25 protein-coding genes are annotated in these 26,018 nt (G+C 72.1%); 6 read left to right on the top strand and 19 right to left on the bottom strand.

The window, feature by feature from the left end; all coding sequences use genetic code 11:
• Nucleotides 1-87: 87 nt before the first annotated feature.
• The 5 genes from NNW99_RS13275 to NNW99_RS13255 form a co-directional block, all read right to left on the bottom strand.
• Complete coding sequence (locus NNW99_RS13275) at nucleotides 88-867, bottom strand: succinate dehydrogenase iron-sulfur subunit (protein ID WP_215119176.1); 780 nt, start codon at nucleotides 865-867, stop codon at nucleotides 88-90.
• Complete coding sequence (sdhA, locus tag NNW99_RS13270; protein WP_215119175.1) at nucleotides 867-2,621, bottom strand: succinate dehydrogenase flavoprotein subunit; 1,755 nt, start codon at nucleotides 2,619-2,621, stop codon at nucleotides 867-869. The genes NNW99_RS13275 and sdhA overlap by 1 nt, the downstream gene beginning before the upstream one ends.
• 19 nt (nucleotides 2,622-2,640) lie before the next feature.
• Nucleotides 2,641-3,120, bottom strand: coding sequence for a succinate dehydrogenase hydrophobic membrane anchor subunit (locus tag NNW99_RS13265; RefSeq protein ID WP_215119172.1), 480 nt, complete (start codon nucleotides 3,118-3,120; stop codon nucleotides 2,641-2,643).
• A gap of 5 nt (nucleotides 3,121-3,125) precedes the next feature.
• Entirely contained in the window at nucleotides 3,126-3,506 is a 381-nt protein-coding gene (gene sdhC / locus NNW99_RS13260; RefSeq protein WP_184591193.1) for a succinate dehydrogenase, cytochrome b556 subunit, read from the bottom strand.
• Between the two features lie 255 nt (nucleotides 3,507-3,761).
• Entirely contained in the window at nucleotides 3,762-4,220 is a 459-nt protein-coding gene (locus NNW99_RS13255; protein ID WP_215119170.1) for a 2-oxo-4-hydroxy-4-carboxy-5-ureidoimidazoline decarboxylase, read from the bottom strand.
• A 290-nt stretch (nucleotides 4,221-4,510) separates the two neighbouring features.
• On the opposite strand from NNW99_RS13255, the gene NNW99_RS13250 reads away from it, so the two are divergent.
• The 4 genes from NNW99_RS13250 (at nucleotide 4,511) to NNW99_RS13235 (ending at nucleotide 7,888) form a co-directional block, all read left to right on the top strand.
• Nucleotides 4,511-6,106, top strand: a complete 1,596-nt coding sequence (locus NNW99_RS13250) for a glycoside hydrolase family 20 protein (RefSeq protein WP_215124255.1) — start codon at nucleotides 4,511-4,513, stop codon at nucleotides 6,104-6,106.
• Between the two features lie 96 nt (nucleotides 6,107-6,202).
• Nucleotides 6,203-6,709, top strand: a complete 507-nt coding sequence (locus NNW99_RS13245; protein WP_215119169.1) for a hypothetical protein — start codon at nucleotides 6,203-6,205, stop codon at nucleotides 6,707-6,709.
• Nucleotides 6,710-6,816: 107 nt separating this feature from the next.
• Nucleotides 6,817-7,371 (top strand): hypothetical protein, encoded by a 555-nt coding sequence (locus NNW99_RS13240; protein WP_215119168.1) that lies wholly within the window; start codon nucleotides 6,817-6,819, stop codon nucleotides 7,369-7,371.
• A 121-nt stretch (nucleotides 7,372-7,492) separates the two neighbouring features.
• Entirely contained in the window at nucleotides 7,493-7,888 is a 396-nt protein-coding gene (locus NNW99_RS13235) for a hypothetical protein (RefSeq protein WP_215119167.1), read from the top strand.
• Nucleotides 7,889-7,890: 2 nt separating this feature from the next.
• Here NNW99_RS13235 and NNW99_RS13230 read toward each other — a convergent pair whose 3' ends face one another.
• Entirely contained in the window at nucleotides 7,891-9,156 is a 1,266-nt protein-coding gene (locus NNW99_RS13230) for an N-acetylmuramoyl-L-alanine amidase (protein ID WP_215119166.1), read from the bottom strand.
• Nucleotides 9,157-9,389: 233 nt separating this feature from the next.
• Here NNW99_RS13230 and NNW99_RS13225 point away from each other — a divergent pair, with 233 nt between their 5' ends.
• Both NNW99_RS13225 and NNW99_RS13220 read left to right on the top strand, forming a co-directional pair.
• On the top strand, nucleotides 9,390-10,007 hold the full coding sequence (locus tag NNW99_RS13225; protein WP_215119165.1) for an RNA polymerase sigma factor: 618 nt from the start codon (nucleotides 9,390-9,392) through the stop codon (nucleotides 10,005-10,007).
• Nucleotides 10,008-10,190: 183 nt separating this feature from the next.
• On the top strand, nucleotides 10,191-10,733 hold the full coding sequence (locus NNW99_RS13220) for a hypothetical protein (RefSeq protein WP_215119164.1): 543 nt from the start codon (nucleotides 10,191-10,193) through the stop codon (nucleotides 10,731-10,733).
• 30 nt (nucleotides 10,734-10,763) lie between these two features.
• On the opposite strand, the gene NNW99_RS13215 is transcribed toward NNW99_RS13220, so the two are convergent.
• The 13 genes from NNW99_RS13215 to NNW99_RS13155 all read right to left on the bottom strand — a co-directional run bounded on the left by NNW99_RS13215 (nucleotide 10,764) and on the right by NNW99_RS13155 (nucleotide 26,008).
• Complete coding sequence (locus NNW99_RS13215) at nucleotides 10,764-11,738, bottom strand: ScbA/BarX family gamma-butyrolactone biosynthesis protein (RefSeq protein ID WP_215119162.1); 975 nt, start codon at nucleotides 11,736-11,738, stop codon at nucleotides 10,764-10,766.
• Between the two features lie 1,137 nt (nucleotides 11,739-12,875).
• Entirely contained in the window at nucleotides 12,876-13,352 is a 477-nt protein-coding gene (locus NNW99_RS13210) for a flavin reductase family protein (RefSeq protein ID WP_215119159.1), read from the bottom strand.
• Nucleotides 13,353-13,457: 105 nt separating this feature from the next.
• Complete coding sequence (locus tag NNW99_RS13205; protein WP_215119158.1) at nucleotides 13,458-14,567, bottom strand: LLM class flavin-dependent oxidoreductase; 1,110 nt, start codon at nucleotides 14,565-14,567, stop codon at nucleotides 13,458-13,460.
• Nucleotides 14,568-14,630: 63 nt separating this feature from the next.
• Nucleotides 14,631-15,896, bottom strand: coding sequence for an ATP-grasp domain-containing protein (locus NNW99_RS13200; RefSeq protein WP_215119156.1), 1,266 nt, complete (start codon nucleotides 15,894-15,896; stop codon nucleotides 14,631-14,633).
• Nucleotides 15,893-17,230, bottom strand: coding sequence for a PLP-dependent aminotransferase family protein (locus NNW99_RS13195; protein WP_251057776.1), 1,338 nt, complete (start codon nucleotides 17,228-17,230; stop codon nucleotides 15,893-15,895). The genes NNW99_RS13200 and NNW99_RS13195 overlap by 4 nt, the downstream gene beginning before the upstream one ends.
• A 67-nt stretch (nucleotides 17,231-17,297) precedes the next feature.
• Nucleotides 17,298-17,603, bottom strand: coding sequence for a YciI family protein (locus NNW99_RS13190; protein WP_215119154.1), 306 nt, complete (start codon nucleotides 17,601-17,603; stop codon nucleotides 17,298-17,300).
• Nucleotides 17,604-17,650: 47 nt separating this feature from the next.
• Nucleotides 17,651-18,406 carry an SDR family NAD(P)-dependent oxidoreductase gene (locus NNW99_RS13185; RefSeq protein WP_215119152.1) on the bottom strand — a complete coding sequence of 252 codons (756 nt, stop codon included), beginning with the start codon at nucleotides 18,404-18,406 and terminating at the stop codon, nucleotides 17,651-17,653.
• Between the two features lie 30 nt (nucleotides 18,407-18,436).
• The gene (locus NNW99_RS13180) at nucleotides 18,437-19,696 is read right to left on the bottom strand and encodes an MFS transporter (RefSeq protein ID WP_215119150.1); all 1,260 of its coding nucleotides are present in this window, start codon (nucleotides 19,694-19,696) and stop codon (nucleotides 18,437-18,439) included.
• Nucleotides 19,696-21,603 carry a transposase gene (locus tag NNW99_RS13175; RefSeq protein ID WP_215119148.1) on the bottom strand — a complete coding sequence of 636 codons (1,908 nt, stop codon included), beginning with the start codon at nucleotides 21,601-21,603 and terminating at the stop codon, nucleotides 19,696-19,698. Before NNW99_RS13175 ends, NNW99_RS13180 begins: the two co-directional genes overlap by 1 nt.
• Nucleotides 21,604-21,758: 155 nt before the next feature.
• Nucleotides 21,759-23,009, bottom strand: coding sequence for a hypothetical protein (locus tag NNW99_RS13170; RefSeq protein WP_215119147.1), 1,251 nt, complete (start codon nucleotides 23,007-23,009; stop codon nucleotides 21,759-21,761).
• Nucleotides 23,006-23,893: an FAH family protein gene (locus NNW99_RS13165; protein WP_215119145.1), complete on the bottom strand. Its 888-nt coding sequence runs from the start codon at nucleotides 23,891-23,893 to the stop codon at nucleotides 23,006-23,008. The genes NNW99_RS13170 and NNW99_RS13165 overlap by 4 nt, the downstream gene beginning before the upstream one ends.
• 98 nt (nucleotides 23,894-23,991) lie before the next feature.
• Nucleotides 23,992-25,137 (bottom strand): mandelate racemase/muconate lactonizing enzyme family protein, encoded by a 1,146-nt coding sequence (locus NNW99_RS13160; RefSeq protein ID WP_251057775.1) that lies wholly within the window; start codon nucleotides 25,135-25,137, stop codon nucleotides 23,992-23,994.
• Nucleotides 25,127-26,008, bottom strand: a complete 882-nt coding sequence (locus tag NNW99_RS13155) for an alpha/beta hydrolase (RefSeq protein ID WP_215119143.1) — start codon at nucleotides 26,006-26,008, stop codon at nucleotides 25,127-25,129. The genes NNW99_RS13160 and NNW99_RS13155 overlap by 11 nt, the downstream gene beginning before the upstream one ends.
• Nucleotides 26,009-26,018 lie beyond the last annotated feature (10 nt).

Below are 26,018 nucleotides of genomic sequence, written 5' to 3'. Positions count from 1 at the left end.
GGCCTCCTTCACCCGATGGTGTGGCATATGCCCGAGGGCCCCGTTCCCAGCGGAAACGGGGCCCTCGAAGGACTGCGGAACGCGAACTCAGAAGCGGCGCGTGATCAGCGCTCGCTTCACCTCCGCGATCGCCTTGGTGACCTCGATGCCGCGCGGGCAGGCGTCCGTGCAGTTGAAGGTCGTGCGGCAGCGCCAGACGCCGTCGCGGTCGTTGAGGACCTCCAGGCGCTGCTCTCCGGCCTCGTCGCGCGAGTCGAAGATGAAGCGGTGCGCGTTGACGATGGCCGCCGGGCCGAAGTACTGGCCGTCGTTCCAGAAGACCGGGCACGACGTGGTGCAGGCCGCGCAGAGGATGCACTTCGTGGTGTCGTCGAAGCGCTCGCGGTCCTCGGCCGACTGAAGGCGCTCACGCGTCGGCTCGTTCGTGTCCTTCGTGATGAGGAAGGGCATGACGTCGCGGTACGCCTGGAAGAACGGCTCCATGTCGACCACGAGGTCCTTCAGGACCGTCAGGCCCTTGATGGCCTCGACCGTGATCGGCTTCTCGGGGTTGATGTCCTTGATCAGCGTCTTGCACGCGAGGCGGTTCTTGCCGTTGATCCGCATGGCGTCGGAGCCGCAGATGCCGTGCGCGCAGGAGCGGCGGAACGTCAGCGTGCCGTCGACGTCCCACTTGATCTTGTGGAGGGCATCGAGGACGCGCTCCTTGGGGTCGATCTCCAGCTGGAAGTCTTCCCAGGTCGCCTCGGCCGAGACCTCCGGGTTGAAGCGGCGGACCCGGAAGGTGACGGTGATGTAGGGGGAGTCGGCGAAGCCGGGCTCGGGCTGGCCGGCCGCTTCCGCCTTGTCCACAACAGGGGTAGCCATCAGTACTTACGCTCCATCGGCTGGTAGCGGGTCTGGACGACCGGCTTGTAGTCGAGACGGACGGTTTCGGAACCGTCGGCGCCGACCTCGCGGTACGCCATGGTGTGCCGCATGAAGTTGACGTCGTCGCGGTTCGGGTAGTCCTCGCGGTAGTGACCGCCGCGGGACTCCTTGCGGGCGAGCGCGGAGACCGCCATGACCTCGGCGAGGTCCAGCAGGTTGCCCAGCTCGATGGCCTCCAGCAGGTCCGTGTTGAACCGCTTGCCCTTGTCCTGGATCGACACGTTCTTGAACCGCTCGCGCAGCTCCGCGATCTTCTCGACCGCCGTCTTGATCGTCTGCTCGGTGCGGAACACCATGACGTTGGCGTCCATGGTCTCCTGCAGTTCGCGGCGGATCGCCGTCACACGCTCGGTGCCGGTGGAGTCGCGCAGGCGCTCCACCTGCTCGACCACGAGCTCCGCCGGGTTCTCCGGCAGCTCGACGAACTCCGCCGTCTGCGCGTACTCGGCGGCGGCGATGCCCGCGCGCTTGCCGAACACGTTGATGTCCAGCAGCGAGTTGGTGCCGAGGCGGTTGGCGCCGTGCACGGACACACAGGCGACCTCGCCGGCCGCGTACAGGCCCGGGACGACGGTGGTGTTGTCCGACAGGACCTCACCCTCGACGTTCGTCGGGATGCCGCCCATGACGTAGTGCGCGGTGGGCTGGATCGGGATCGGGTCCGTGTAGGGCTCGATGCCGAGGTAGGTGCGGGCGAACTCCGTGATGTCCGGGAGCTTCGCGTCCAGCTGCTCCGGCGGGAGGTGCGTCAGGTCCAGGTAGACGTGGTCGCCCTCGGGGCCGCAGCCGCGGCCTTCCCGGATCTCCGTGTAGATGGAGCGGGAGACGACGTCACGGGACGCGAGGTCCTTCATGACCGGCGCGTACTTCTCCATGAAGCGCTCGCCGTCCTTGTTGCGGAGGATGCCGCCCTCACCGCGGGCGCCCTCCGTCAGCAGGATGCCCATGCGCCAGATGCCGGTCGGGTGGAACTGGAAGAACTCCATGTCCTCCAGCGGCAGACCCCGGCGGTAGACCGCCGCCTGGCCGTCACCGGTCAGGGTGTGCGCGTTGGACGTCACCTTGAAGAACTTGCCGCAGCCGCCGGACGCGTAGACCACGGACTTCGCCTGGAAGACGTGGATCTCGCCGGTGGCGAGCTCGTACGCCACCACACCGGCCGACTTCTTGACGCCGTCGACCTCGGTGATCAGCTGGTCCAGGACGTAGAACTCGTTGTAGAACTCCACGCCCTCCTTGACGCAGTTCTGGTACAGCGTCTGGAGGATCATGTGGCCGGTGCGGTCGGCCGCGTAGCAGGAGCGGCGGACCGGGGCCTCGCCGTGGTTACGGCTGTGACCGCCGAAGCGGCGCTGGTCGATGGTGCCGTTCGGCGTGCGGTTGAACGGCAGGCCCATCTTCTCCAGGTCGAGGACGGAGTCGATGGCCTCCTTCGCCAGGATCTCGGCGGCGTCCTGGTCGACCAGGTAGTCACCACCCTTGACCGTGTCGAAGGTGTGCCACTCCCAGTTGTCCTCCTCCACGTTGGCCAGCGCGGCGGCCATGCCGCCCTGCGCGGCGCCCGTGTGGGAGCGGGTGGGGTACAGCTTCGTCAGGACCGCGGTGCGGCTGCGCTTCGTCGACTCGATGGCGGCGCGCATGCCCGCGCCACCGGCGCCGACGATGACGGTGTCGTACTTGTGGATCTTCATGATTCTCGCAGCCCCGTGCCTAGCGGATGTTCGGGTCGAAGGTGAAGATCACCAGCGTGCCCAGCAGGATGGTGAACACCGTGGCGGTGTAGAGCAGGCCCTTGAGCCACAGCCGGGTGTTCGCGCGCTCCGCGTAGTCGTTGATGACCGTGCGCAGGCCGTTGGCGCCGTGCAGCATCGCGAGCCACAGCATCAGCAGGTCCCAGACCTGCCAGAAGGGGCTCGCCCAGCGGCCCGCCACGAAGGCGAAGCCGATCTTCGACACACCGCCGTCCAGCACGAGCTGGATCACCAGGTGGCCGATGACCAGCACGACCAGCACCACGCCGGACAGGCGCATGAACAGCCAGGCGGCCAGCTCGAAGTTGCCCCGCGTGGACTTCGGGGTCTTCTTGGTGCGCTTGCGCGGGGCCTCGATGAAGGGGGCCGGGTTGTCGACGGTGTAGACGTCGCCCTCGACGGGGCCGACGCCCGCAGCGGTCTTCTCAGTCGTGGACATTGGCGTCAGCTCCCGAACAGTTCACGAGCGGCGTGGCCGAGGACGGGGTAGATCGCCCCGAGCATCAGCACGGCCCACAGGGCTACGACGGTCCAGAGCATCTGCTTCTGGTAGCGAGCGCCCTTGGTCCAGAAGTCGACGGCGATGACGCGCAGACCGTTGAGCGCGTGGAAGAGGATGGCGGCGACGAGGCCGTACTCCAGCAGCGCGACGATCGGCGTCTTGTACGTGGCCACGACGGTGTCGTAGGCCTCAGGGGACACGCGGACGAGAGCGGTGTCCAGCACGTGAACGAACAGGAAGAAGAAGATGAGGACGCCGGTGACTCGATGAGCCACCCAGGACCACATTCCTTCCCGGCCGCGGTACAGCGTTCCAGCCGGCACGGAAGTTTCCTCCGGGAGCGGGGATTGGGGCCGCGCCGGCTTGGTGTGTCGGTCGGGCCCGGCCGGGTACGGTCCACCGGCCCCCAGCATCGTAGCGATGCGTTGTCGCTGGGCTTAGCGGGGGTCTGGCTGTGTGATCAAACTGGCATGCTTACGGGCTAGTGTCTGCGGCTTCTGGGGTGTGATTTCCCGTTATCTGCCGGGTGCGGCGCCGTTGTGGCTTGTCGCGCCCACGCGGCGGTAGCCGCACATCGACTACAGCCCCGCGCCCCTGAGGGTGTCGATCAGCCGCTCCGTTGCCAGGCGCCGCAGCTCGTCTGCCACCACCGCTCGCTCCTCTTCGGGATCGTTGGTCAATCGTGACCGGATGGCTTGCAGGAGGTGGTCCAGGGTCTCGTCCGGGGTCAGGCCGTCCAGGCAGATGACGAACACATGGCCGAAGCGGGCCTCGTAGGCGGCGTAGGCCGCGCTGAGGGCCGTGTGCGCGACGGCGTAGGTGTCCGGGGCGAGGGCGGGCAGGGGCTCGGCCGCCAGGGCTTCCGTGAGGTCGGGCCAGGCCAGGTCGTAGGCCGCCTCGTCGGAGGCGGCGAGCAGGGAGGCCAGGTCCGGATAGGGGCGGTGTTCCGCGACACGCCGGGACCAGCGGGGGCTGCGCAGGCAGGTGAGGAGAGTCCGCTCCAGCTCCGGAGCGGAGGCCGCGTTGACATGCTCCACCGGTATGGCGGCTCGGCCGGGGAGATCTGGGAGACGGTGGGCGGGCAGCGTGGGTCCTCGTGGGCTTCACGTGTGTCGGCAGGGCAAGGTGTGAGAGATGTGACGTCACGCTATCGAGTGCGACCGAGACGTGTCCGACGGATGCCCGAATTTCACCCGGGCGAGAGAGTTTCGGAACGTGTGGTGGACGCGCGCCACGCGCCGTGGGGTTTTAGGTTGGCCGTGTGAGTCAGCACAGGCGCCGGGGTACGGCGAAGCAGGTGAAATCACGGCCAGTGCTGGTCGTGGCCATGGCCGTCGCACTGGTCGTGATCGCGGCCGGGGTGAGTCTGGGGCTCTGGGCGGCCTCGGACGGCGACGGCGGGTCCACCGGGGCCGAGGCCAGACCCTCCGACGGCCGGACCGCCGCCGCCCCGCGCGGCACCACGCCGGAGAGCAGCCCCAGCCCGAGCCGCTCGTACGCCCTGTCGAAGGCGCCTCGGACGATTCCCTCCGTGCGCGACCACGAGCCGGCGCGCGGCCCGGGCTGGAAGCCGGAGAGCGGCAACCGCGTGGTCGTGGACGACGCCTCCCTGGCCGACGAGGGGCGGCTGGTCGCCGGTGAGCTGGGGATGAGCTACGCGGGCGAGAAGGGCGACCGGCGCGCCGGGGACCTGCGGCTGGCGCTCGGCGGCGACAAGAAGGCGAACCCGGAGTCGTACGTCATGACCGTGCGCGAGGGGCGTACGGAGATCACCGGGCCCACCGACGCGGGCGTCTTCTACGGCACCCGCACGCTCAAGCAGGAGACGCACGACGGCGGGACGGCGCCCGAGGGCGTGGTGCGGGACGAGCCGGCCAAGCCGCAGCGCGGCTTCATGCTGGACATCGCGCGCAAGCCCTTCACGGCCGGCTGGATCGAGGACCGGGTCCGGGAGCTGGGTGATCTGAAGTTCAACCAGCTCGGCCTGCACTTCTCCGACGACCAGGGCTTCCGGATCGAGTCCGACACGCAGCCGGAGATCGTGTCCCAGCCGCATCTGACCAAGGCGCAGGTGCGGAAGATCATCGACCTCGCGGAGAGCCGGCACATCACCGTCGTGCCCGAGATCGACTCGCCCGGGCACCTGGGCGCGGTCCTGCGCGCCCACCCCGACCTGCAGCTGCGCACCGCGCAGGGGTCGGCGGTGCAGGGCGCCATCGACATCTCCAAGCCCGAGAGCGCCGAGATCGTCGACGAGCTGCTGAACGAGTACGCGGAGCTCTTCCCCGGCAAGCCCTGGCACCTCGGGGCCGACGAGTACCAGGCGCTGGTCCGCTCCGACCCGGAGGCGGCGTTCCCGCAGCTGGCCGCAGCGGCGCAGAAGAAGTACGGCTCCGGTGCCACGGTCGCCGACCTCACCACCGGCTGGCTCAACGACCGGGCCGCCACCGTCCGCGAGAACGACCGCACCCCGCGCGCCTGGAACGACGGCTTCTTCCGCGGCACGTCCGTCGAGCCCGACAAGGACATCCAGGTCGCCTACTGGACCGGCAAGGAGATCGGCGCCCGGGAGCCCCTGGAGTACCTGGAGGCCGGCCGCAAGGTGATCAACTACAACGACGAGTACCTGTACTACGTGCTCGGCGAGCCGCAGACCTTCGTCTATCCGACGGGGCAGCGGATCTACGAGCAGTGGACACCACGGGTGCTGCGCGGCACCGCGGCCGTGCCGGAGCGCTACGACGGCCAGATCCTCGGCGGGAACTTCGCCGTCTGGTGCGACCTCGCGAACTCGCAGACGCAGGACCAGGTGGCGGACGGGATCCGGATGCCGCTGCGGGCGACCGTCCAGAAGCTGTGGGACCCGGACAGGCCCGAACTGTCCTGGGCGGAGTTCCGGACGCTGGCGGACAGGCTCGGCTGACTCCGCACGAATTGGCCCATACGGCTGCGAACTCCCGTACGACTGTGGTGGTCTACTGACGCGAGTCGAAGCGAATATGCCGGGGGGAACCGGAACATGGGCTACTGGGGTTACTTCGTCGTGGGCAGAGCGGAGCAGCCGCTGGGGGAGCTGGCCGCGCTGCCGGGGGCCGAGGGCGGTATGACGCCGCATGCCTCGGCGCCCGGCGGATGGCAGTTGTGGGAGTACCCGAGCGGCGAGGGCGACATCGGGAACATGAACGACCTCGCCCGGGAGACCGGGGCGCCCGCGCTCTTCGGGTACGTCATGAACAGCGAGTGCGTGGTGCTGGAGGCCGCGGCGCCTCAGAGCGGGGCGTGGACGACCTGCCTCGCGCGGGCCGCGATGGCCGGTTACTTAGGCGCGGACCGGGAGGGCCTCACGCTGGAGGACTACTTCCTCGAACCGGGCGACGCCGCCGAGCGCGCGGTGCGCTGGGCCGCCGAGGCGGGACACGAAGTGAACGCCGACGCCCTGGTGGACGTACTGACTTCAGACCCCGATCCTCTGGCCGAAAATCTCTTTTTCCGCTTCCTCGACCGACTGGGCGTGGTACCCCTGTGACACTCCGAGGCTGTTGCGCGCAGTAAGGGGAAGTGCGGGTTCCGTGAGGGTGAGGGCTGGTAGCGGCCTGGTAGGGCCCTGGAAAAGGCCCGCGGAGGGAGGCGTGGATGAGCCTGGTGGAGTTGATCGCACAGGCCGACGAACGCGGGCTGGCCGCGAGCGGGCTGGCTTGTTTGGATCGGTGCGTGCCCCTGCTGGGCGGCGACGACGAGATCCTGCGGCCGCTGTGGGCGAGCCTCACCGATGACGCCGGTGCCGGCGACTGGGGTGACGGTCTTGAGCAGGCGCGCGGGAAGCTGGACGCCGCGGGCGACGGGGACGAGGCGGTCGCGCTCGCCCACCGGATGCTCGAGGCCGCTCCCGCCGAGCGGTCCGCCGCCGAGGTGCGGGTGTGGGCCGACGCCTGCTCCGTCGCCTCCCTCCAGATCCACCGCCTCCTGGACACCGCCCCGGACGAGGCCTCCTCGGTCGACACCCGCCGCCAGGGCCGTACGGAGGGCATGTCGCCGCTCGTCGCCGCCGAACTGCGCCGCCAGGTCACCGTCCTCGAGGTCCTGGCCGGACACGGTCCGGCCGGGCTGCGGCGGGCGCTGGAGGTCTCGACGGAGGGCCGCCGGGTGCTGCGCGCGGTGGTCTCCCGCCGGATCCGGCAGCAGGGCTAAACCTCGTTCCTGAAAGAGTCCTGTGACTGTCGTAAGGCCGAGGTGGGGCGGTCCTGCGCCACTTCAGGGAAGTCGCCGATTTCGCGTGACGAAACACCGCCCGGCAGCGCATTGAAGGGGTGTGACGACTCAAGCGGAGACCAGGCCATCCGCGGCTGCGAAGCCGCTGCGGTGGGCGGCGGACACAGTGGCGACGATGCGCGAGGGAGCCCGACTGCGCCTCGACTACTCGGCACAGAGCCTGTGGAGCATCGACCGGATGATCGAAGGCATACGGCGGGAGGGAGCGCCGTACGCGGCCGTGGAGGAGGTGCTGCGCGGATTCGGGGCCTATGCCGGTGAGGTGATGGCACGGCAGACCGGGGCCGAGTGGTGGGCCACCGGCGGCGACCACTGGATACGCACCCCCGACGGGCGCCTCTGGGACCCGATCGACGAGGCCCGCCGCTGCTACGGCGGTCAGGGATCGCTGCGGCTGCTGTGCCGGGACGCGGTGGGTACGGCGCCCCGGCGGTAGCGTCAGCGGGCGAACACGCCCTCGATGCCCAGCTCGGCGAGGTCCCCTTCCCAGTCCGGCTCGAGTGCGGGCTCCGGGGCCGGTTCGGGTGCCGGTTCCGGTTCCGTCGCCGGTTGCGGTGCGACGAGCGTGCCGGCCTTCGCGGCGAGGGCGCGGATCTCGGGCAGGTCGTTGTAGAGGTTCTGTCCGGGGCACTCCGTCGGGGAGCCGTCGCGGTGCCCGGAGATGCGGTTGAGCGTGACCTTCTGGCCCGCCTGGTACTTGCCGTTGTCGGCGCCGGAGGTCAGCACCACGGTCCCGGCCGGGTCGTGGCCGTACAGGCCGAGCTTCCAGGCCGCCACCTTGGCGACCGACGCGCGCACCGCGGCGTTGGTGGCCGCCGTGGAGTAGTCGCCGAGCACCGACACGCTGCTGGTGGCGGTGTTGAAGCCGTAGGTGTGCGCGCCGAGGACGGGCTTGTCGATGCCGCCCGCACGGCCCTCGAAGACGGTTCCGCACTTGTCGACGAGGAAGTGGTAGCCGATGTCGTTCCAGCCGTTGCTCTGCACGTGGTAGAGGAACACACCGCGCACGATCGACGCCGACTGGGCGCAGGTGTAGTCGTTGGTGCCCGCCGTGTGGTGGACGAACATGGCCTGGGTGCCGGTGGTGTAGGTGGGCGGGTCCTTCACCAGGGACTCGTCGGCGCCCCAGGCGGAGCGCGACGTCACGGTGGGGCGGCCGGCCAGGGACGGGGCTCCGGGGGCCGGTTCGGCGGCGCCCGGTTCGGAGGCGCCGGGTTCGGGGACGCCGGGTTCGACGACCGAGGTCTGCACGGCCTCCGACCCGCCGTCGGGGTCGACCAGTTCGACACGCAGCCCCTGGGGCAGCCGCCCGCCCGAGACGCGTACCTGGACGCCGTCCGAAGGGCCGGTCCACAGCGGCTGGGTACCGCCGCGCACCCCGGTGTGTTCGCGGTCGGGGCCGCTCTCGGGCATGCGCACATCGGCGTCCAGCGCCCGCCACGCGCTCCACTCGCCGCTCGCGCGGGAACGGGTGCGCACATACGCGGTGCCGTCCAGGGCGGCGTCCGGGTCCGCCCAGGTGACACCGACCATGCTGAACGGCTCGGTGGTGCGCGGGGCGAGGGACCGTTTGTGCGGATCGCCGTCCGGCACCCGGACGGTGTACACGCCGTCCGAGGACGAGGCCCGGGCGGGCTGGGCCAGACCGAGGGCACCGAGGGCCAGAGCGGTGGCGACGGCGGTGCGCAGGAGGGGAGAGGGCATACGGCGCTCGCCTTTCGTCGGGCGGTTGCATCGCCTCACAGAGCTCCCCGGTACGTCACTTGGCCCAAACCTCAACGGGCCGGCGCTCCCGAGGACGGCGGGTCGGGTTGACCCGAACGGTGGTCGGCCGCCGGGCGTCTGACGCGCTGTGACACATCCGCGCGCACCGGCGCTGATCAGCGTGGGGGCGTGGTACGGGAGGGCGCGCACTCGGTACGGACGGGGACGGGTACGTGGGTCAGGGAGCGGCGCCCCGGCACATGCGGGCGTACGACGGGGAACTGGGCGCGGCCGTCGCGCGCGCCCAACAGGGAGACGAGGCGGCCTTCGCGGTCGCCTACCGGCTGGTGCAGCCCGGCCTGCTCGGCTATCTGCGCGGCCTGGTCGGGGACGACGCGGAGGACGTGGCGTCCGACGCCTGGCTGGAGATCGCCCGGGACCTCGGCCGGTTCCAGGGCGACGGGGCCGGTTTCCGCGGCTGGACGGCGACCATCGCCCGGCACCGGGCGCTGGACCATCTGCGCCGGCAGCGGGTACGGCCCCGGCCGGCCGTGCTGGAACAGGACGTCCTGGACCTGCCCGGGCCGCACAGCACGCACGACCAGGCGCTGGAGGCCCTGTCCACCGCGCACGCCCTGGAGCTGGTCCGCGGTCTGCCCCGCGACCAGGCCGAGGCCGTGCTGCTGCGCGTCGTGGTCGGCCTCGACGGCCCGGCCGCCGCGCGCGTCCTCGGCAAGCGGCCGGGCGCGGTCCGCACGGCCGCCTACCGGGGGATCAGGCGCCTCGCCCGGCAGTTGGGCGCGGAGGGTGTGACGGATGAGGCTCCCCGGACGCTGGGGGAGTCGACGTGAACGAAGCTCAGCTTCGCCGGCGGGGCTGACGGGACCGCGCGGCAGATCCGCCGTGAACAGGCCGGACGTGCGGGACGTACTGGTGGCCCGGCGGCGGTGCGGGCGTGCGGCCGTGCGGGCGAGTGGGTCGAGCGGGACCGAGCGGGAACCGAGCAGGGACGGGATGGGACATGGGTGTCGGGCATGGGTGAACGGCAGAGCGGCGGCGGGCCTCCCGGCCGTGCCGCCGGCCGTGGTGCCCGTCCCGCCCTGCTCGACGCCGAGGTCGAGGCGCTGATCGTCGCCTCCCTCGTCCGGGACGGAGTCGACGCCGAGGCCGAGCAGCGGGCCGTGGCCGCGTTCCGCGCCGCGCGGGACGCCGGGGACCACCGGACCCGTGCCCGCCGCCGGGGCGACGGGGAGCCCCGGGAACGGCGGTCCCCGGGGCGGTCTCTACGGACGGCGCTCTCCGTGCTGTTCGGCGGTCTCGTGCTGGTCGGTGTCGTCATGGGCGTGATCGGCGCGGCGGGGTTCCCGGCGGACGACGGTCCCCCGGCCCCCGCCCCGGCCACCGAGGACGACTGCCGCGACTATCGGACGGTCGGGGGAAACGGCCGGGTCATGAACGCGATGGTCTGGCAGCGTCTCGTGGCGGCGGCGGGCGGTGCGCGGAACGTCACGGCGTACTGCACGGCACAACTGGCCGAGCCGAAGCCGGACGGGAACGACGGCCGCGCCACCCCCTAGGAGTGTCCTGAAGAATTCTCCTGTCCCCCTTCAGTCGCACAGGCTGGCCACCACGAGGCTGTCGAAGGCCAGCCGTCCGGACTGCCACGCGGTGACCCGGATCGCGGCGTCCTCGCTCGCGTCCTGCGCGGGGAGCCTGGTCGCGGAGACACGGCAGGGGAGGCCCAGGGCCAGGGGGAAGTGGAAGGCGCTGCGCAGTTCCACGGGGAGCACGCGGTACGGGGCGCAGGCCGCCTGTACGGCCTGGCGGGCGGCCTCCAGGAGCACCATGCCGGGGATCTCGTGGGTGGGGTGGTCGAAGAGCACCGGGTGGCCGGGGTCGATCCGCAGGTCCCAGTTCAGGCCCCGGCGGGCGGCGGCGGAGCGGGGGACGCCGAGGACGACGTCGCGTTCGTCGAGGCGGCCCACGATCGCGGGAGGCACGGGGTCGGGCAGGGACGGGTACCCGCCGCCCTCCCCTGCGGCGGGGTCCCGGGGGGCGGACGCGTGCAGGGTCAGCCGTCCCGCGCCGGCGAAGTCGTCGCCGCGCAGCAGGTCGGCCTCCAGGGTGAGCGCGGTCGGGGGGCCGTGACGGTCCGTGGCGCCCCGGACGTCGGTGGCCGCGGCCTCCAGGCGCATCTCGGCGGGGCGGGTGCCGAGCAGGATGACGCCCGGTACGACCTCGAACTCCAGTTCGGCGATGGTGAAGTGATGGTCCGCCGGGACGCCGTAGTACGTCTGGCCGACCAGGACGGAGGCCTGCCGTAGCGACTCCGCTGTGAGCAGGGGGTCGTACCAGGCGCCCGCGATCGGCGCGTAGAAGTGGTGCCCGCGCGGCCACTGCGCGCCCAGCCGGAACGTGTCGGGGCCCAGCCGCCGCCAGTCGGTGATCAGCACCTCGGCCACGGCACTGCGGTCGACGAGATGACGCGGGGCGGTCCGGACGAAGCGGAGGTCGGCCTCCGGCCCGGCATCCGGCGGCCGGGGGAGGGTGAGCGCCTTGGGTGTCGGATCGGTGTGGGACACGCGGGTTGCCTTTCTCATGGGCGTCGACGCGACGAACGCGCCCCGGGGGCGGGTCCCGGGCGGGTCCGCCCCCGCCGAGCCGGGCCGGGGCAGGGGGAGTGCGGAGTCGGGTCCCTGTGCGGTACGGGGTCCCGGGCCGGCGCCGCCCGGCCGGCTGGACCCCTGGGCGGACGGGCCAGGCCCGGGGCTCGTACAAGCCGGGCTGCACCCTGACGGGCGGAGCCGGGTCCCGGGCCGGGTGGGGTGCGGAGTCGGGTCCCGGGGTGGTGCGGGGTCCGGGGCTTGGTCGACGCCGCTCGGTCGGCTGGACCCCCGGGGTCGGCGGGGGCCAGGTCCGGGGCGGGCCCTTGCCGGCCGGGCTGGGCACTGCCGGGGTCGAGTTGGGTCCCGGGGTGGGCGGAGTTGTCGGGCGCAGGGCCGATTCGGGTCCCGGGCCGGGCGGAGTTCTCGGAGTCGGGGGCGGGGTCGAGTTGGGTCCCGGGCCGGAGTTCTCGGAGTCGGGGCCGGGGCGGGTCCCGGGCTCGGCGGGCCGTCCCATCGGGCCGGGCCCCCTCGCCGGGCCGAGGACGCCGGTGGCCTCGGATCGGCGGGTGGTGGGCGGGCAGGGTAGGTGGCGGGTGCGGGTGCGGGTGCGGGTGCGGCGGGTGGTGAGTGACGTGGTGCCGCGTCTTGCCTGGCGGCCCGGCCCGTACAGCGGCCGGGCCCGGTGCGGGAAGGGACCCGTAGTTACGGCCAGGGCCGTGCTTGCGGTTGGGGCCCGGTGTCCGTGTGGGACCCGGTGCCTGTGCTGGACCAGTGCCCGTGCGGTACCCGTGCCCGTGCGGGAGCCGGTGCCGGAACGGGACCGTAGCCACGACCAGGGCCGTGCTTGCGGTTGGGGCCCGGTGTCCGTGTGGGACCCGGTGCCTGTGCTGGACCAGTGCCCGTGCGGTACCCGTGCCCGTGCGGGAGCCGGTGCCGGAACGGGACCGTAGCCACGACCAGGGCCGTGCCCGCGACTGGACCCGGCGCCCCTACGGGACTCGGTGCCCCTGCTGAGCCGTTGCCCCTGCTGGGCCGGTGCCCCTCCGTGACCCGGACCCGGTGCCCCTGATGGGCCCGCATCGAGGGTCGTTCGGCCGTAGCCGGAAGGAGATGTCAGGCCGCTGCCAGAGCCGTGAAGCGGCCCGCGTGGAAGACCAGGGGGCCCTCCTGGGCTGTCAGGGCGCCTTCCAGGGCCTCGGCGATGACCAACTCGTGGTCGCCCGCCGGGTGGACCGTGGTGATGCGGCAGTCCAGCCAGCCGAGACCGTCCGCGGGGATGGGATGCCCGGCCCGGGTCGTGGACCAGGCGCCCGCGGCGAAACGGTCGGCGCCCTTGGTGCTGAACAGGCGGCACAGCTCGGCGTGCCGGTCGCCGAGGATCGTGACCGCGAAGGAACCGGCCTCACGGATCGCCGGCCAGGTCGAGGACGTGTCCGCGGCGCACAGGGCGACCAGCGGCGGGGTGAGGGAGACGGAGGTGAAGGAGTTGACCGCCATGCCCTTGGGGCCTTCGGCCGTGTCGGCGGTGACCAGGACCACTCCCGTGGTGAACCGGCCGAGTATGTCGCGGAACGAGCGTTGCTCCAGCATGAGTTCTTTCCGATCGGGTGAGACGCACGGCCGGGCCGAGGGAACGGCCCGACCCGGCGTGACATGACGTGGCATACGGCGGGCTCGGCGAGGACGCCCCTCGCGCTACTTCTTCCGGCTGGCGATCGCGAAGTCCACGGCCTCCTGCGGCCGGGCCGCCGAGCCGTTGATGCGGGGGGCGACATGACGGGCCAGCAGCTCCATGCTGCGGTTGGTCTTCTCCCAGGACGTCCAGTCGGCGACGTAGACGAGCAGCGTGCCGAAGCCGCCGGTGATCTCGTGCAGCCGCTCGATGCCGGCGACCACGTCGTCCACCGAGCCGACGAGCGCGCCGCCCGCCTCGACCCGGGCCTCCAGCGCCTTCTCGCGCGGCACGTCGGGGCTGAGGACCTCACGGCCGGCCGCCTTGCCGAAGTACTCGAACAGCCAGCGGTCGTAGCCCTCGCGGACGTCCGCGAACGCCTCCTCGCGGGTCTCGGCCACGTGCACCGGCAGCGCGATACGCCACTTGTCGCGGTCCAGGGTCTGCCCGTGCTCGGCGGCGGCCTCCTCCGCGTACTTCCACTGGTGGGCCAGGTTGATGTGCGCGGGGGCGCCCGGCGTGAGGAGGGCGAAGGGCAGCGCGAACGAGGTCATGCTCAGCCCGTACTGGCCGATCAGGCGCGGGCTGGACTGCGAGGTGCCGGACGTCGCGACCGCGACCTCGATGCCCTGCGGGCTGAAGCGCGGCAGCTGGAGCTTGGCGTCGCGCAGGTCGAACCAGTCCGTCTGCTGTGTGATCCGCTCGTCGCCGTTGACCAGCTCCAGGACCGTCGGCAGGGCCTCCTCCAGCCGGCGGCGCTGCACCGGCTGCTCCAGGCCGAACATCTTCGCGTCGAAGGGCACGCCCGGGCCGACGCCCAGGATGTACCGGCCGCGGGTGAGGTGGTCGAGGTGGACCGCGCGGCTCGCCACGTGGAAGGGGTGGTGGCCGGAGAGCGGTACGACGCCGTGGGCCAGCTTGATCTGGGTGGTGCGCTGGGACGCGGCGGCTATCAGCGTCTCGGGCGCACCGACCAGGCCCCAGCCCAGCGTGTGGTGCTCGCCGAACCACGCCTCGTCGAAGTTGAGGTCGTCGACGTACTCGACGAGGTCCAGGTTGCGGCGGATCGCGAGGTGCGGGTCCTGGCCGGTCTCGTGGACGGGGGACAGGAAGAGACCGATACGGCTGTGCATGACAGACCTCCGGGAAGCAGGTAGAGAGAACAAAGGCAGGGCAGGGCAGGGAGTGGGTGAGGGTCAGGCGACCCGGTACACCGCGTCCTTCAGCGCGCGGACCTTCTCGTAGCCGGCCGTCAGGGCCGTCTCGTCCGGTGCCGTGAGGAACACCCGCATCGAGCTGGTCAGCAGGTCGACCGTGGGCTTGATCCGGGCGCCGGGCGTGTACTTGACCGTCGCGAGGAAGACGCTCTCCAGGCCGCGGATCTCGGCCACGGCCGTCTCATCGACGGAGGACACGACCCCGTCGAGCTCGGTCGGGGCGTTGTAGACGACGGCGGGCTGAAGCCTCGTGTACGTCCGGCCGGCGTACTCGGCGCGGAACGCGTCGGGCCGGGTGTACGCCTGCGCGGTGAGCGCCGCCTGGTTGTGGCCGAGGCACACGTCGTGGAAGGGGGCGTTGATGTTGCCGTTGAGGCGGGTGCCGATCTCGACCAGGACGGGACCCTCGTCGGTGACGATGACCTCGGCGTGGGCCGGCCCCCAGGCGACGCCGAGGGCGGCGAGGACCTCGTCGACGTACGCGGTGAGTTCGGCGACCACCGGGTTGTCGTACGGGTCGGCGAGGAGGTCGCGGTTGTAGATGTTCTTGCCGGACGGCAGCAGCGTCTTCTCGTACTCCCAGACCCCGCAGACGTACCGCTCGCCGCCGCGGCTGACGGTGTCGACGATGTACTCGGTGCCCTTGAGGTAGGACTGCACGAGGATCTCGGTGTTGGCGAGGCCGAACATGTTCGGGGCGTCGAGGACGGTCCGGGCGGCCGCGCGCACCGCGTCGGGGCCGTCGCAGACGAAGACGCCGTCGGAGGCCGCCGAGCTCAGCGGTTTGACGACCACCGGGTAACTGCCGTGCTCCTCGGCCCAGTCGACCGCCGCGTCCGGGTCGTCGGTCTTGAGCTGGCGTGCGCAGCGCACCCCGGCGCGGCGCAGCGTCTCGATCATCTCGTACTTGTCGCGGCGGGCCGGTGACAGCGCCGAGCCGTTGGAGGGGACGCCGACCGCCTCGCTCAGCCGGTCGGCGAGCGGTACGGACGACTCCTGGCCGGCGATCACGCACACCGGGTCGAGGGCCCGCAGCCGCTCGACGAGGGCGCTCTCGTCGCCGTGTCCGGGGATGTTCTCCCGGTAGGCGGTGAGGTCCGGCGGTGCCATCGCCGGGATCAGCTCCGGGGTGGACTGGACGTGGACGACGTCCGTGCCGTACGCGGCGAAGGCGGCGGGGTAGAAGTTGCCGGCGGAGTAGCCGTCGACGATCACCGCCACGGGGCGCGTGGGCGTGCTGCTCATGAGGTGGCCTCCGGTTCGGGCGTGGACTCGGCCTCGATGAAGCGGGCCAGGCGGGCGATGCCCTCGCGGATCGCGGCGGGCGTGAGGTTGCTGAAGCCGAGGCGCAGGGCGCGTTCGCCGCTGCCGTCGAGGTGGAACATCCTCATCGGCGCCCAGCTGACGGCGTAGTCGCGGGCCGACCGCTCCATGGCGACGAGGTCGGCCTCGAAGGGCACCTCGACGACCAGGAAGAAACCGCCGCGCGGCCGGTTCCAGCGCACGCCGTGCTCGGCGTACCGCTCGGGCGGGAAGTGCTCGGCGAGGGCGTCGAGGGTGGCGGCGAGCCGCTCCTGGTAGACGGCGGCCAGATCGCGGGTGGCGGAGCGCAGGTCGTAGCCGGCGTCGACGAGGATGCCGCCGATCGCGGCCTGGGAGAGCGAGGACGAGCCGACCGTGAACATCGCCTTGGCCTTGGAGAGTTCCTGGGCGAGGGTGCGCCGGGTGCCGTCCTCGCCGACGACCTCCCGGTCACCGACCAGATAGCCGAGGCGGGCGCCCGGGAACGCGGACTTGGCGAAGGAGCCGAGGTAGACGACGTCACCGCGGGTGTCCAGCGCCTTGAGCGTCGGCAGCCGCTCCTCGTCGTCCGCGAAGAGCCCGTAGGGGTTGTCCTCCAGGATGGTGAACCCTTCCTCGGCGGCCAGTTCGAGCAGCCGCCGCCGGGCCTCCAGGGGGACGACCGTGCCGGACGGGTTGGAGAAGTCGGGGACCAGGTAGAGCGCGGTGGGCCGCTTGCCCTCGGCGCGCACGGCGCGTACGGCGGCGGCCACGGCCTCCGGCTCCAGTCCGTTGGGCCCCTCGGTGATGCCCTTGACCGGAATGTCCAGCATGCGGGCGGCGCCGCGGATCCCGACGTAGGCCGGCGACACGGACAGCAGGACGTCGTCGGGCGAGCGGAACAGCCCCCGCAGGGCGACGAGTGCCGCCTCCTGGAAGCCGTGCGTGATCATGATGGCCTCGGGCGCGACATCGATGTCCTCGTCCTTGGCGAGCATCCGGGCGACCTCTTCCTGGATGAACCCGTTGACGGGTCCGTACTGGAAGTGCAGCCGGGTGACGCGCTGCTCGGGCACCCCCTGCTCCCGCAGGTGCGCGATGTAACGGTCGACGTAGTACGAGAGCTTGGTGAGGTCGTGCGTACCGTCGTGGGGCGCACCCGACGAGAACGACAGCGCCTCGGGGAACTTCATCGCCGTCTCGCTGAGCAGCCGCATCGAGTCCATGCCCGGGTCGACGATCCCGGCGTGCAGGGCTTCCCGGCGCAGCGGGGCGGGGGTTTGCTGAACTGGCGTCACGAGCACGTCAGTCGGTCCTTTCGGGGGAGGCTTTCTTCATTACGGGGAGGGTGGCGAAGCCCCGGGCTCAGGCCGCGGCCTGCTCCGACGCCGCGGCGGCCCAGGTGCCCTTGCCCGGCGCCCACTGCCGGATACGGACCCGGCGGACGATGCCGCCCTTGACGTAGGGCTCGGCGTCCAGGACCTCCTGGAGGCGGTCGCGGTCCTCGGCCTCGTAGACCAGCAGGCCGCCGTTGGTGTCCTTGAGCGGTCCGGCCAGTAGCAGGACGCCGCTGTCGGTGAGGGACCGCAGATACTCGGTGTGGGCGGGGTGCAGATGCTCCCGGCCCGCACGGTCGACGTTGTACTCGAACTCGACGACGAACTTCGCCATGGATGCCTCCGGTGTCACTGGGCGTGGGGACGGTGTGCGGGCGGGACTCACATGTAGATGCCGCCGTTGATGTCGATGACGGACCCGGTCGAGTAGCCGGCGCTCTCGGAGCAGAGGTGCAGCACACTGCCGACGGCCTCGGCGACGGTGCCGTAGCGGCCCATCGGCAGCTTGGCCAGGACGGCCCGCTGCTGCTCCGGGTCACGCCGCTCGAACGCCCCGGCGACCCGCTCGGTGGCGATGGGCCCGTGGGCGACGACGTTGACGACGACCCCGGTCGGGGCCAGCTCGAACGCCAGCTGCTTGGTCATGCCGATGACGGCGGCCTTGGCGGCGACGTACGCGGCGTTGTTGAAGCGGCTGTAGGTACGGCCGCCCGCCGAGGCGAAGTTGACGATGCGGCCGTAGCCGTCGGCGGCCATGCGCGGGGCGCACACCTTGACCGCGATCCAGCTGCTGACCACGTTCTCCAGGAAGGACTCGTCGAAGTGGTCGGTGGTGAGGTCGGCGTAGCCGATCACCCGGGTGTCGCCGCCGACGCCGTTGACGAGGATGGACGGGGCGAACCGGTCGACGATGTCGGTCAACTGGCGTTCCGCCGCCGCGATGTCGGTGATGTCACCGACGACCGTCTCGACCTTGGTGATCCGTCCCAGCTCCTCGGCGAGCCGGCCGACGGCCTCGGCGTCCCGGTCGAACAGGACCAGCGTGTGGCCCTCCTCGGCGAGCTCGCGGGAGACCTCCTTGAGGATGCCGCCGGCGGCGCCGACGAGGAGTGCGGTGCGGGGGGTGGGTGCGGGCATGGTGGGTCACCTTGTCTCTCGGGTGGGGGCTTACGGGGTGGTCGCTCGGGCGCTGGTGACGGAGTCGGTGTCCGGATCGGAGGCGGAGTCGGGGTCGGGGCCGGACTTGGTCACGAACCCGGCCAGCCGGGGCAGCAGGGCGAAGCCGGCCGTCACCGCGAGCCCGAGGCCCAGGACGGACATCCACAGCGCCTCGTAGCCGTGGGAGTGGGCGAGGGCGAGTCCGGCGGGACTGCCGACCATGAACGCCGCGTTCCAGGCGAAGAAGTAGGAGCCCTGGTAGGTGCCGCTGCGTCCGGCCGGGGCCCGGTCGGCGATGAACGTGGCGGACATCGGGGCCCACAGCACCTCGCCGAGCGTCCAGACGACGGTGGCGATCGTGAAGGAGACCATGCCGCCGGCGAGGGCGTTGCCGCCGAAGCCGAGCGCCATGAACACGGCCGCCAGGATCAGCGGGACATGGGCGCGCAGTCCGCCGACCAGGCGGGGCACGAGCGGGAGCAGCAGTACGGACAGGACGGCGTTGACGGCGAGGACGAAGCCGATGTCCCCGGTGGACAGCCCGCTGGCCCGCATGTCGAGCGGCAACGCGGAGTTGACCTGGAGGTAGATGCAGGCCAGCAGGAAGGTCAGCAGGAGGAAGGCGACCAGGACGGGGGTCCGGAAGGGTTCGGCGATCCCGCGTGCGGCCGACTTGAGGGCCGCCGCGGCCCCGGCGGGCCGGTCGGCGTCCCGCACGGGCGGCGGATCGGCCGGCACCGCGAGGACGAGGGCCGCGTAGGCGAGGCTGGAGGCCGCCCAGACGACGAACAGGGCGCCGGGGCTGACTTCGAGCAGGAAGCCGGAGAGCACGGGGCTCAGCGACATGCCGATGTTGAAGCCGACGAGGAAGAGGCTGTACGCCTTCGCGAACTGCTCCTGCGGAACGATCGCGGAGATCAGCCCGGCCCCGGCCGGCCGGTCGACGGCCGAGAGGAACCCGGTGATCAGCGACAGCGCGCACAGGGCGACGACGTTCTCGGCGACGGCGAAGAGCAGCGCCATCGCGGCGGAGACCGGCTGGGCGGCGACGATGGTGCGACGCGGCCCGATCAGATCGGCGACCGCCCCTCCCACCAGCCCGGACAACACGACACCGGCACCGAAGAGCCCGACGACGAGCGGGGTCGTACCCGGGGCGACGAGCCCGTCCTGCTCCATGTAGAGCACGAGGAAAGCAGGGGCGAGCGTCCCGAGCCGACTGACGGTCTGCCCGAACCACAACAACCAGAACGCTTTGGGAAGGGCCATCAGGATTCCGTTCGTATCGGGGTGGGGAGGGGGTGCGAGGCGGCTGCGGCGGACCGCGTGCGTCTCGCGGATGCCGGTGTCGACCCCGGGGGTGCGGAGGGCTGGGCCGGGGGCGAGGGCGGCTGCGCCGATGCCGTGACAGGGGCGGGTGGGGCCGTGGAGATCCGTGCCGGTGCCGCAGGGGTCCGTGGGGGAGCAGCGGTCGGCCGCGGCGGAGCGACCGGGGTCGGCTCCGGTGTCCCGGCAGCCCGCGCCAGGGCCATGGGAGTTCGCGCCGTAGCCGCATCGGCCTGAGAGGGAGGCTCCGGAGTCCGAATGAGGTCCTCGGCAGTCCGGACGGGGCCCTCGGCAGTCCGGATGGGGTCCCCGGCAGTCCGGACGGGTTCCTCGGTAATTCGCCTGAGGAGCACGGCAGTTCGGGCCTCGGTGCCCGCATCCCGCGTGAGAGGCCCCGGAGTCCGCGCCCGAGCCCCGGCAGGGGGCGCCGAAGGCGTCGGAACCTCCGAGCCCCGCTCACGAGCCCCGACGGCGCCGCCCGCGACAGCTTCCGTGCGCGTCACCCCCGCAGAGGTCTGTGCCGAACCCGCCGTGCCCCATGGCGGAGCCACGCCTGCCCGTCCCCGAGCCCCGGTGGCCCGCGTCGACGGCTCGGCCGTGCGCGTCGGAGCCGCCAGGGAGCGCCCGGGTGCCGTGAGCGGCCGGGCCGGAGCCCCGGGGGCGCGCCCCGGTGCCGTGCCGGCGCGTCCGCCGGTCGTCGACGTCCGGGTCCGGTGCGGTGGGCGGGTGGTGCGTGGGCGGTGCGGTGTGTGGGCCGGGGCGGTGGAGCCGAGCACGCTGTAGGCGTAGGCGGCGGAGACCAGGGTCTTGTGGTGGTGCCAGCCGGCGAACGAGCGGCCCTCGAAGGCGCGCAGGCCGAAGTCGTCGGCCAGTCGCTCCACCGTGTCGAGGGCACCCGTGTGCAGCCGGGCCAGCGCCAGCACCTCGCGCGGCGACCTGTCGACGAGGTCCGTGAGCCAGATCCGGCCACCTCCGGGCTCGCCGATCAACCGGAGGGCGACGGGGATGCCGGGGAGGCGGACCACCCCCGTCGCCACGCGCGCCGGGTGGTCGGTGAGGAGGCTGCGCGCGCTCACCCCACCGGTGTCCGCACCGGCACGCGAGCCGGGCCCGAGGAGAGCCGGGCGGTCCGGGTGCACCACGAAGTCATCGGGTACGGCCACGACGAACCGCCGCCCCCGGCCGGCGAGTCCGCCCACCAGTGCGGTGGTGTCCGCGAACCCGAGCAGGTCGGCGACGACCGGCACCCCGCCCGGGCCGGCCCCGTCCACCAGGTCCGACGCCAGGGCGTCGGCCGCCCCCGCGGCCGGAACCGAACCGGTCCGCCCATGGGCCTCGGCCTCCTCGGCCCACCGCCCGGGCAGCAGTAACCGCCAGTCGACCGGCACCGTCCCCTGCTCCACCGCGAGGAACGCCCCGACGCCGACCTGGCAGTTGACCGTACGGCCGTCCCGGGGGACGAAGCGGCGGTGCACTCCGCAGGAGCGGTCACCCCGCTTGGGCAGCACCGCCGTGGCGATGACCAGGGCACGCGGCCGGGACCTCCGTACGACCCAGTCGGCCAGCCGGGCGCGGACCGGCTCCCAGTCCCAAGGGCTGGCGTTGACGAACTGGTGCAGGGCCTGGGCCGCCGTGGCGGAGTCCGAGACGGACTCGGCGAGCCGGCGAACGGTCTTGCGCCCCGGCGTCACCAGCAGGCCGCGTGTGTAGACATGGGCCCATCCGCGCTGATCGGCGCGGGGCAGCCGTTCGAAGATCTCCGCGATGAAGGTGTCGAAGGCGCCGGAGGAGGCGCGGCGTGCGGAGGATCCGCTCCGCCCGGGAGCCACGCTGGAAATCGCCGTCACCATGACGCGTCCCCTTCCTCTGGACCGGTCGCACTGGGCGGGCCCCCGCCGGTTCGAACGAAGCCCGCCCTCAAAAAATAGAGAACGAACTCTTTGTTTTCAATCGAGGGGACCATCTCCAGCTACGACTTTGAGGAGTCCGCACTCCCGCAGGGCTCTCACCTGCGGTGGAGCAAAAGCATGGCGTCGCTCAACTCCCGCTCGGCCACCGCCGCCCAGGGCCCGCCGACGGCCAGCCCCACCGTCAACGCCCCCTTGAAGGTCGACAGATGCAGCGCCCCGTCGAGCGCCCCGTCGCCCCGGGCCACCACGGTCCGCAGCCCCGTGACCCGCCCCGCGTGCGGCCCGAGCACGGTGTCCACCGAACCGGCGTCGGTCACCCGCAGCTCCGGCCCCGCGCCCCCCGCCGCCTCCCGTTCCACGGCCCGGCGGATCGCGGTGTGCGCCCGCCGCTCCGGACGCCACTCCCGCCCGGCCGAGCACAGCACCTCCGCATGGCCCCGCGCCCGGCCCACGAGGTCGCCCCCCGCACCCACCGCTTCACGACCGGCGCCGCCCGCCCGCAGCCGCGCCCGCACCACGCCCAGCACACACCCGGGCTCGCTGATCAGCGCCCGCTCGGCATAACGCCGGCGCAGCGACACCGCCCTGGCGACCGTGACCTCCCGGCGGCCGCTCTCCCGGGCGAACGCGTCGGCCAGCACGGTCGCGAGGAACCCGCTGACCGTCAACCGCCGCGCCCCGCACCAGTCCCGCAGCCGCCGGGTCTCGTACGCACCGAGGGCGAGGGTCACACCCTCACCGCCCTCACGCACCACCCCGGTCCACCGCCCACGCCCCGGCCCCGCGCCCGCTCCTCCTCCGTACGACGACATCGCCCGCCGCGCCGGCCCCGGCGCGCACACCCCGCACACCCCGCCGCTCTCGTACGTCAGCTCGTCGGTGTCCGGCGGCAGCTCCTCCTCGGCTCCGGCACCCGGCACGCCGAACAGGGCGTCCAGCAGCGGCCGTACGAGACGCCCGACGGAGTGGCCGTCGCAGATCGCGGGGTGCAGGCTCAGGGAGAAACGCGTCGCGCCCTCCGAAGCCCGCCCGACCCGCAGCCCCCACAGCCGCTCACCCGACGGCGGCCCGGGCTCCCCCCGCCGGAACCACAGCCCCCCGGACCCGGTGTCCTCGATCCGCAGCGAAAGCAGCGGCAGCCGCCGCAGCCACAGCTCCACGGCCGCCTCCACCCGCTCCGGCGAGAACACGCCGTTCACGGTGAAGGAGGTGGTGAGGCCGCCCCTGCCGCGCATCAGCGCATGGGTGTACGCGAACGTCGCCTCCGTGTCACCGAGCCTGCGCACCCCGCCGACCGGCGTACCCGGCCTGCCGGCCTGCGCGCGCCCCCGCTCACCGCCGCTCACGATCCCTCGCGCGCGGCGGCCGCGAGCATCGGCGACGCACATCGAACGGTGTTCGACAGGGTGACCCCGTGGCTCGCGAAGTCCAGGGTGACGCGGTCGCGGTCGGTCATCCGGAAGCCGTCGTGGAAGCTGCTGCGGTCGGCGCCGATGTAGACGTAGTGCACCCGGCCGGGGGCGAGCAGGGCATCGTAGGAGAACAGCTCCGACATGATGTCGTCGAGCCCGTAGTGCAGGGCCTTGGTGCCGGTGGTGAACTCGCCCCGCCAGGCCGGCTCGCCGTCCCGCTCGATCGTGACGTGCCCGGTGACCTGGCGCGGCGGTTCGTCGAGGAAGAGCCAGGGCGCCACGCCCGCGTCGCACAGCTTGGCGTACGAGAGGTGCCCGCGGTGGCGGCGGAAGCGGCCGATGTCGGTGAGGTCGTTGCCGAAGGTGTAGCCGACGTAGCGGGGCATGCCGTCCGCGTCGGTGACGTAGACGAGGACGACCTCCGCCTCCTCGGTCAGCGCGACGGACCCGGCCGGCGCGCGCAGGTCCTGACCGGAGGTCCGCAGCACATCGCCGAGGCCCTTGAGGAACCAGTTCGGCTGGGACGGGGTGTCCGCGTCCACCTTGACGTTGTGGGTCTGCATGAAGCCGCCGACGACCGCGTCACCGAGGTGGTCGGGCAGCAGCGGCGGGCGGAAGGACACGGTGTCGAGTTCGCTCACGGGAACGGTCACGGTCTCGGAGGCGGCGAGGAGCACGGCGACGTCACCGCCCTCGGTGAGCAGCTTCCCCAGGTTCCGGTCGGTGAGCGGAGTGAGGCTCAACGGCTCGTCGGACTTGGGCAGTCCGAGGCCGAAGTAACGGCCACCCCGGTAGGTGCATTCGAACAGTACGGTCATGACGGTCCCGCCTTTCGGGCATGGGTGTGGTGGGTGATGTGCTTCGGTGAAGTGCGTCGGTGCTGTGCGTCGGTGGGGTGCGCGTGGGCAGGGCCGGGTCAGAAATCCCGTACGGCCCAGCGCTCCGCGTTCGCGGCGAGGTCCATGCCCCAGCCGGGGCCGTCCGCCGGTGCCAGCGTGTTGGTGTGGCGGTCGACGGCCGGGGGCGGGGCGACGATCATCTCGGGGAAGAAGCGGTCGGACTGCCCGGCCTCGACGGTGAGCGCGTCCGGGTGGCCGAAGGCCAGGGCCCGGCCGGAGTTGATGAGCGGGCCCACCTCGGCGACCTGGACCCCGAACTGGAAGCGGACGCCGTTCTCCCGGGCGTAGGCGACGAGCCCGGCGGCCGGCAGCGGCCCCCCGTTCTTCGACACCCGGATGTTGAACGCGTCGCAGGCCCCGGACTCGACCGCCGTACGGGCGTCCTGGGCCGTGCACACCGACTCGTCCAGCATGATCCGCAGCCCGCCGTCCTGGCGCAGCGCGCGCAGCGCCTCCCAGGAGCCCTTGGGCAGCGGTTCCTCCACATAGTCGACGCCGGCCTCGCGCAGCCGGTGGGCGTGGCCGACCGAGTTCTCGGGCGTCCAGCACATGTTGGCGTCGACCATGACCGGTACGTCGTCGCCGATCTTGTCGCGGATCGTCCGGACGGTACGGGCGTCGTGCTCGATGTCGTCCGACGCCTTGATCTTCACGAAGTGGAAGGGCCCTCGGGTGGCGAGGAACTCCTCGGCGTCCAGGCTGAGATCGAGCACCTGCGAGACGGGCAGCGACCGCCGCTCCTCGTCGGCCTCGCCCGGCAGCAGCTCCCGCGCGCCCAGCCCCGTCCGGCGCCCCAGCCAGTCGAGGACCGCCGTCTCCAGCAGGCAGAGCAGGTTGTTGCCGCCGTCGATCCCGAAGGTCCGCGCGAAGCCGTCCCGGTGCAGCAGCTCCAGCAGCTCGTGCGGATCCCGGCCGGTCAGCAGCGCGAACAGGGCCTCGAAGTCGACCTGTTCGAGCGCGGTGCGCACACTCGCGGTGGTCTCCCCGGTGACGTACGACCGGGGCGCGCACTCGCCGATGCCGTCCACGCCGTCGGCCGAGAGCCTCAGGACCAGGCTGTCGGACGTCCGCCGCCGGGCGGCCGGATGGTCGAACGGTGTCCGCATGGGCAACTCGACGTGGTACAGCCGCGCCCGCCCGGACCTCCCGGCGTCAGGCGCCACGGTTCACCCCCTGGAGCAGGGTGTACGTCGACGTCCAGTCGACCAGGTCGGCGCTGACGTCGGTGTAGAAGAGGTAGTGCTTGTCGGTGGGGAACTTCATGATCGAGCCGCGCCCGGAGACCAGGTCCTGGAAGACGGAGTGCGCGGCGTCGAGGTCCACGATCGGGTCGGTCATCCCGGAGACGAAGGTCGCGGCGGGGACCGTCGGGCTCAGACGCCCGCGCGTCAGATACCGCTGCTCCAGTTCCAGCAACACGGCCCGCGACCGCCGCGTCAACTGCCGTACCGCCAGGTCGTCGTGGTCGATGAAGTGCTGGTACTTGACCTCGTCGGTGAAGTCGCCGGCCTTGAGCCCCGCGTCCCACAGCTCCTCGCTCCGGCTCGCCGCGACGGCCTCGCGTGCCTCCGGGTCGAGGGTCGCGTGCATCCGGCCGAGCCAGGACGAGCAGAACACGGCCGCGTCGTACGAGGTGGTGAACCCCTCGTAGGACATCAGGGCCGCCAGGAAGGAGCCGCCGAGGCAGTGCCCGAACAGGGACAGCGGCACGGTCTCGCCGATCATGTCCCGGACGAACGCGACGGCCTTCGCGTAGTCGTCGAGGACGGTGTCGGCGTCCGGTATCTCGTGCCGCGGCCCGGGGCTGATACCGCTGCCGCGCCGGTCGAGGACGAAGAACGCGATGTCGTTGTCGGCGAACTGCGGTCCCACTTCCCACAGCCACCCGGCGTGGCTCTGCAGCCCGTGGAAGTAGAAGACCGCTCCCTTGATCTGCTCCGGCCGCCACAGGTGCAGGGCGAGCCGGGTGTCGCCGCAGGGCAGGTCGATGATCTCGCGGCGGGTGTTCTGCGGGGGCCTGAGGGTCTCCAGCATGGTCAACTCT

Source organism: Streptomyces sp. CRCS-T-1 (assembly GCF_024442335.1).
In the GTDB taxonomy this organism is placed as follows: Bacteria; Actinomycetota; Actinomycetes; order Streptomycetales; family Streptomycetaceae; genus Streptomyces; species Streptomyces koelreuteriae.
The sequence above is the reverse complement of the archived record's forward strand: the minus strand, read 5'-3'. Positions and strand labels throughout refer to the sequence as shown.

Excerpts from the sequence above, each read along its gene's own strand:
- NNW99_RS13275 (WP_215119176.1), bottom strand. The coding sequence starts at position 867 with ATGGCTACCCCTGTTGTGGACAAGGCGGAAGCGGCCGGCCAGCCCGAG.
- sdhA (WP_215119175.1), bottom strand. The coding sequence starts at position 2,621 with ATGAAGATCCACAAGTACGACACCGTCATCGTCGGCGCCGGTGGCGCG.
- NNW99_RS13265 (WP_215119172.1), bottom strand. The coding sequence starts at position 3,120 with ATGTCCACGACTGAGAAGACCGCTGCGGGCGTCGGCCCCGTCGAGGGC.
- NNW99_RS13250 (WP_215124255.1), top strand. The coding sequence starts at position 4,511 with ATGGCCGTCGCACTGGTCGTGATCGCGGCCGGGGTGAGTCTGGGGCTC.
- NNW99_RS13245 (WP_215119169.1), top strand. The coding sequence starts at position 6,203 with ATGGGCTACTGGGGTTACTTCGTCGTGGGCAGAGCGGAGCAGCCGCTG.
- NNW99_RS13240 (WP_215119168.1), top strand. The coding sequence starts at position 6,817 with ATGAGCCTGGTGGAGTTGATCGCACAGGCCGACGAACGCGGGCTGGCC.
- NNW99_RS13230 (WP_215119166.1), bottom strand. The coding sequence starts at position 9,156 with ATGCCCTCTCCCCTCCTGCGCACCGCCGTCGCCACCGCTCTGGCCCTC.
- NNW99_RS13220 (WP_215119164.1), top strand. The coding sequence starts at position 10,191 with ATGGGTGAACGGCAGAGCGGCGGCGGGCCTCCCGGCCGTGCCGCCGGC.
- NNW99_RS13210 (WP_215119159.1), bottom strand. The coding sequence starts at position 13,352 with ATGCTGGAGCAACGCTCGTTCCGCGACATACTCGGCCGGTTCACCACG.
- NNW99_RS13205 (WP_215119158.1), bottom strand. The coding sequence starts at position 14,567 with ATGCACAGCCGTATCGGTCTCTTCCTGTCCCCCGTCCACGAGACCGGC.
- NNW99_RS13200 (WP_215119156.1), bottom strand. The coding sequence starts at position 15,896 with ATGAGCAGCACGCCCACGCGCCCCGTGGCGGTGATCGTCGACGGCTAC.
- NNW99_RS13190 (WP_215119154.1), bottom strand. The coding sequence starts at position 17,603 with ATGGCGAAGTTCGTCGTCGAGTTCGAGTACAACGTCGACCGTGCGGGC.
- NNW99_RS13185 (WP_215119152.1), bottom strand. The coding sequence starts at position 18,406 with ATGCCCGCACCCACCCCCCGCACCGCACTCCTCGTCGGCGCCGCCGGC.
- NNW99_RS13180 (WP_215119150.1), bottom strand. The coding sequence starts at position 19,696 with ATGGCCCTTCCCAAAGCGTTCTGGTTGTTGTGGTTCGGGCAGACCGTC.
- NNW99_RS13175 (WP_215119148.1), bottom strand. The coding sequence starts at position 21,603 with ATGGTGACGGCGATTTCCAGCGTGGCTCCCGGGCGGAGCGGATCCTCC.
- NNW99_RS13165 (WP_215119145.1), bottom strand. The coding sequence starts at position 23,893 with ATGACCGTACTGTTCGAATGCACCTACCGGGGTGGCCGTTACTTCGGC.
- NNW99_RS13155 (WP_215119143.1), bottom strand. The coding sequence starts at position 26,008 with ATGCTGGAGACCCTCAGGCCCCCGCAGAACACCCGCCGCGAGATCATC.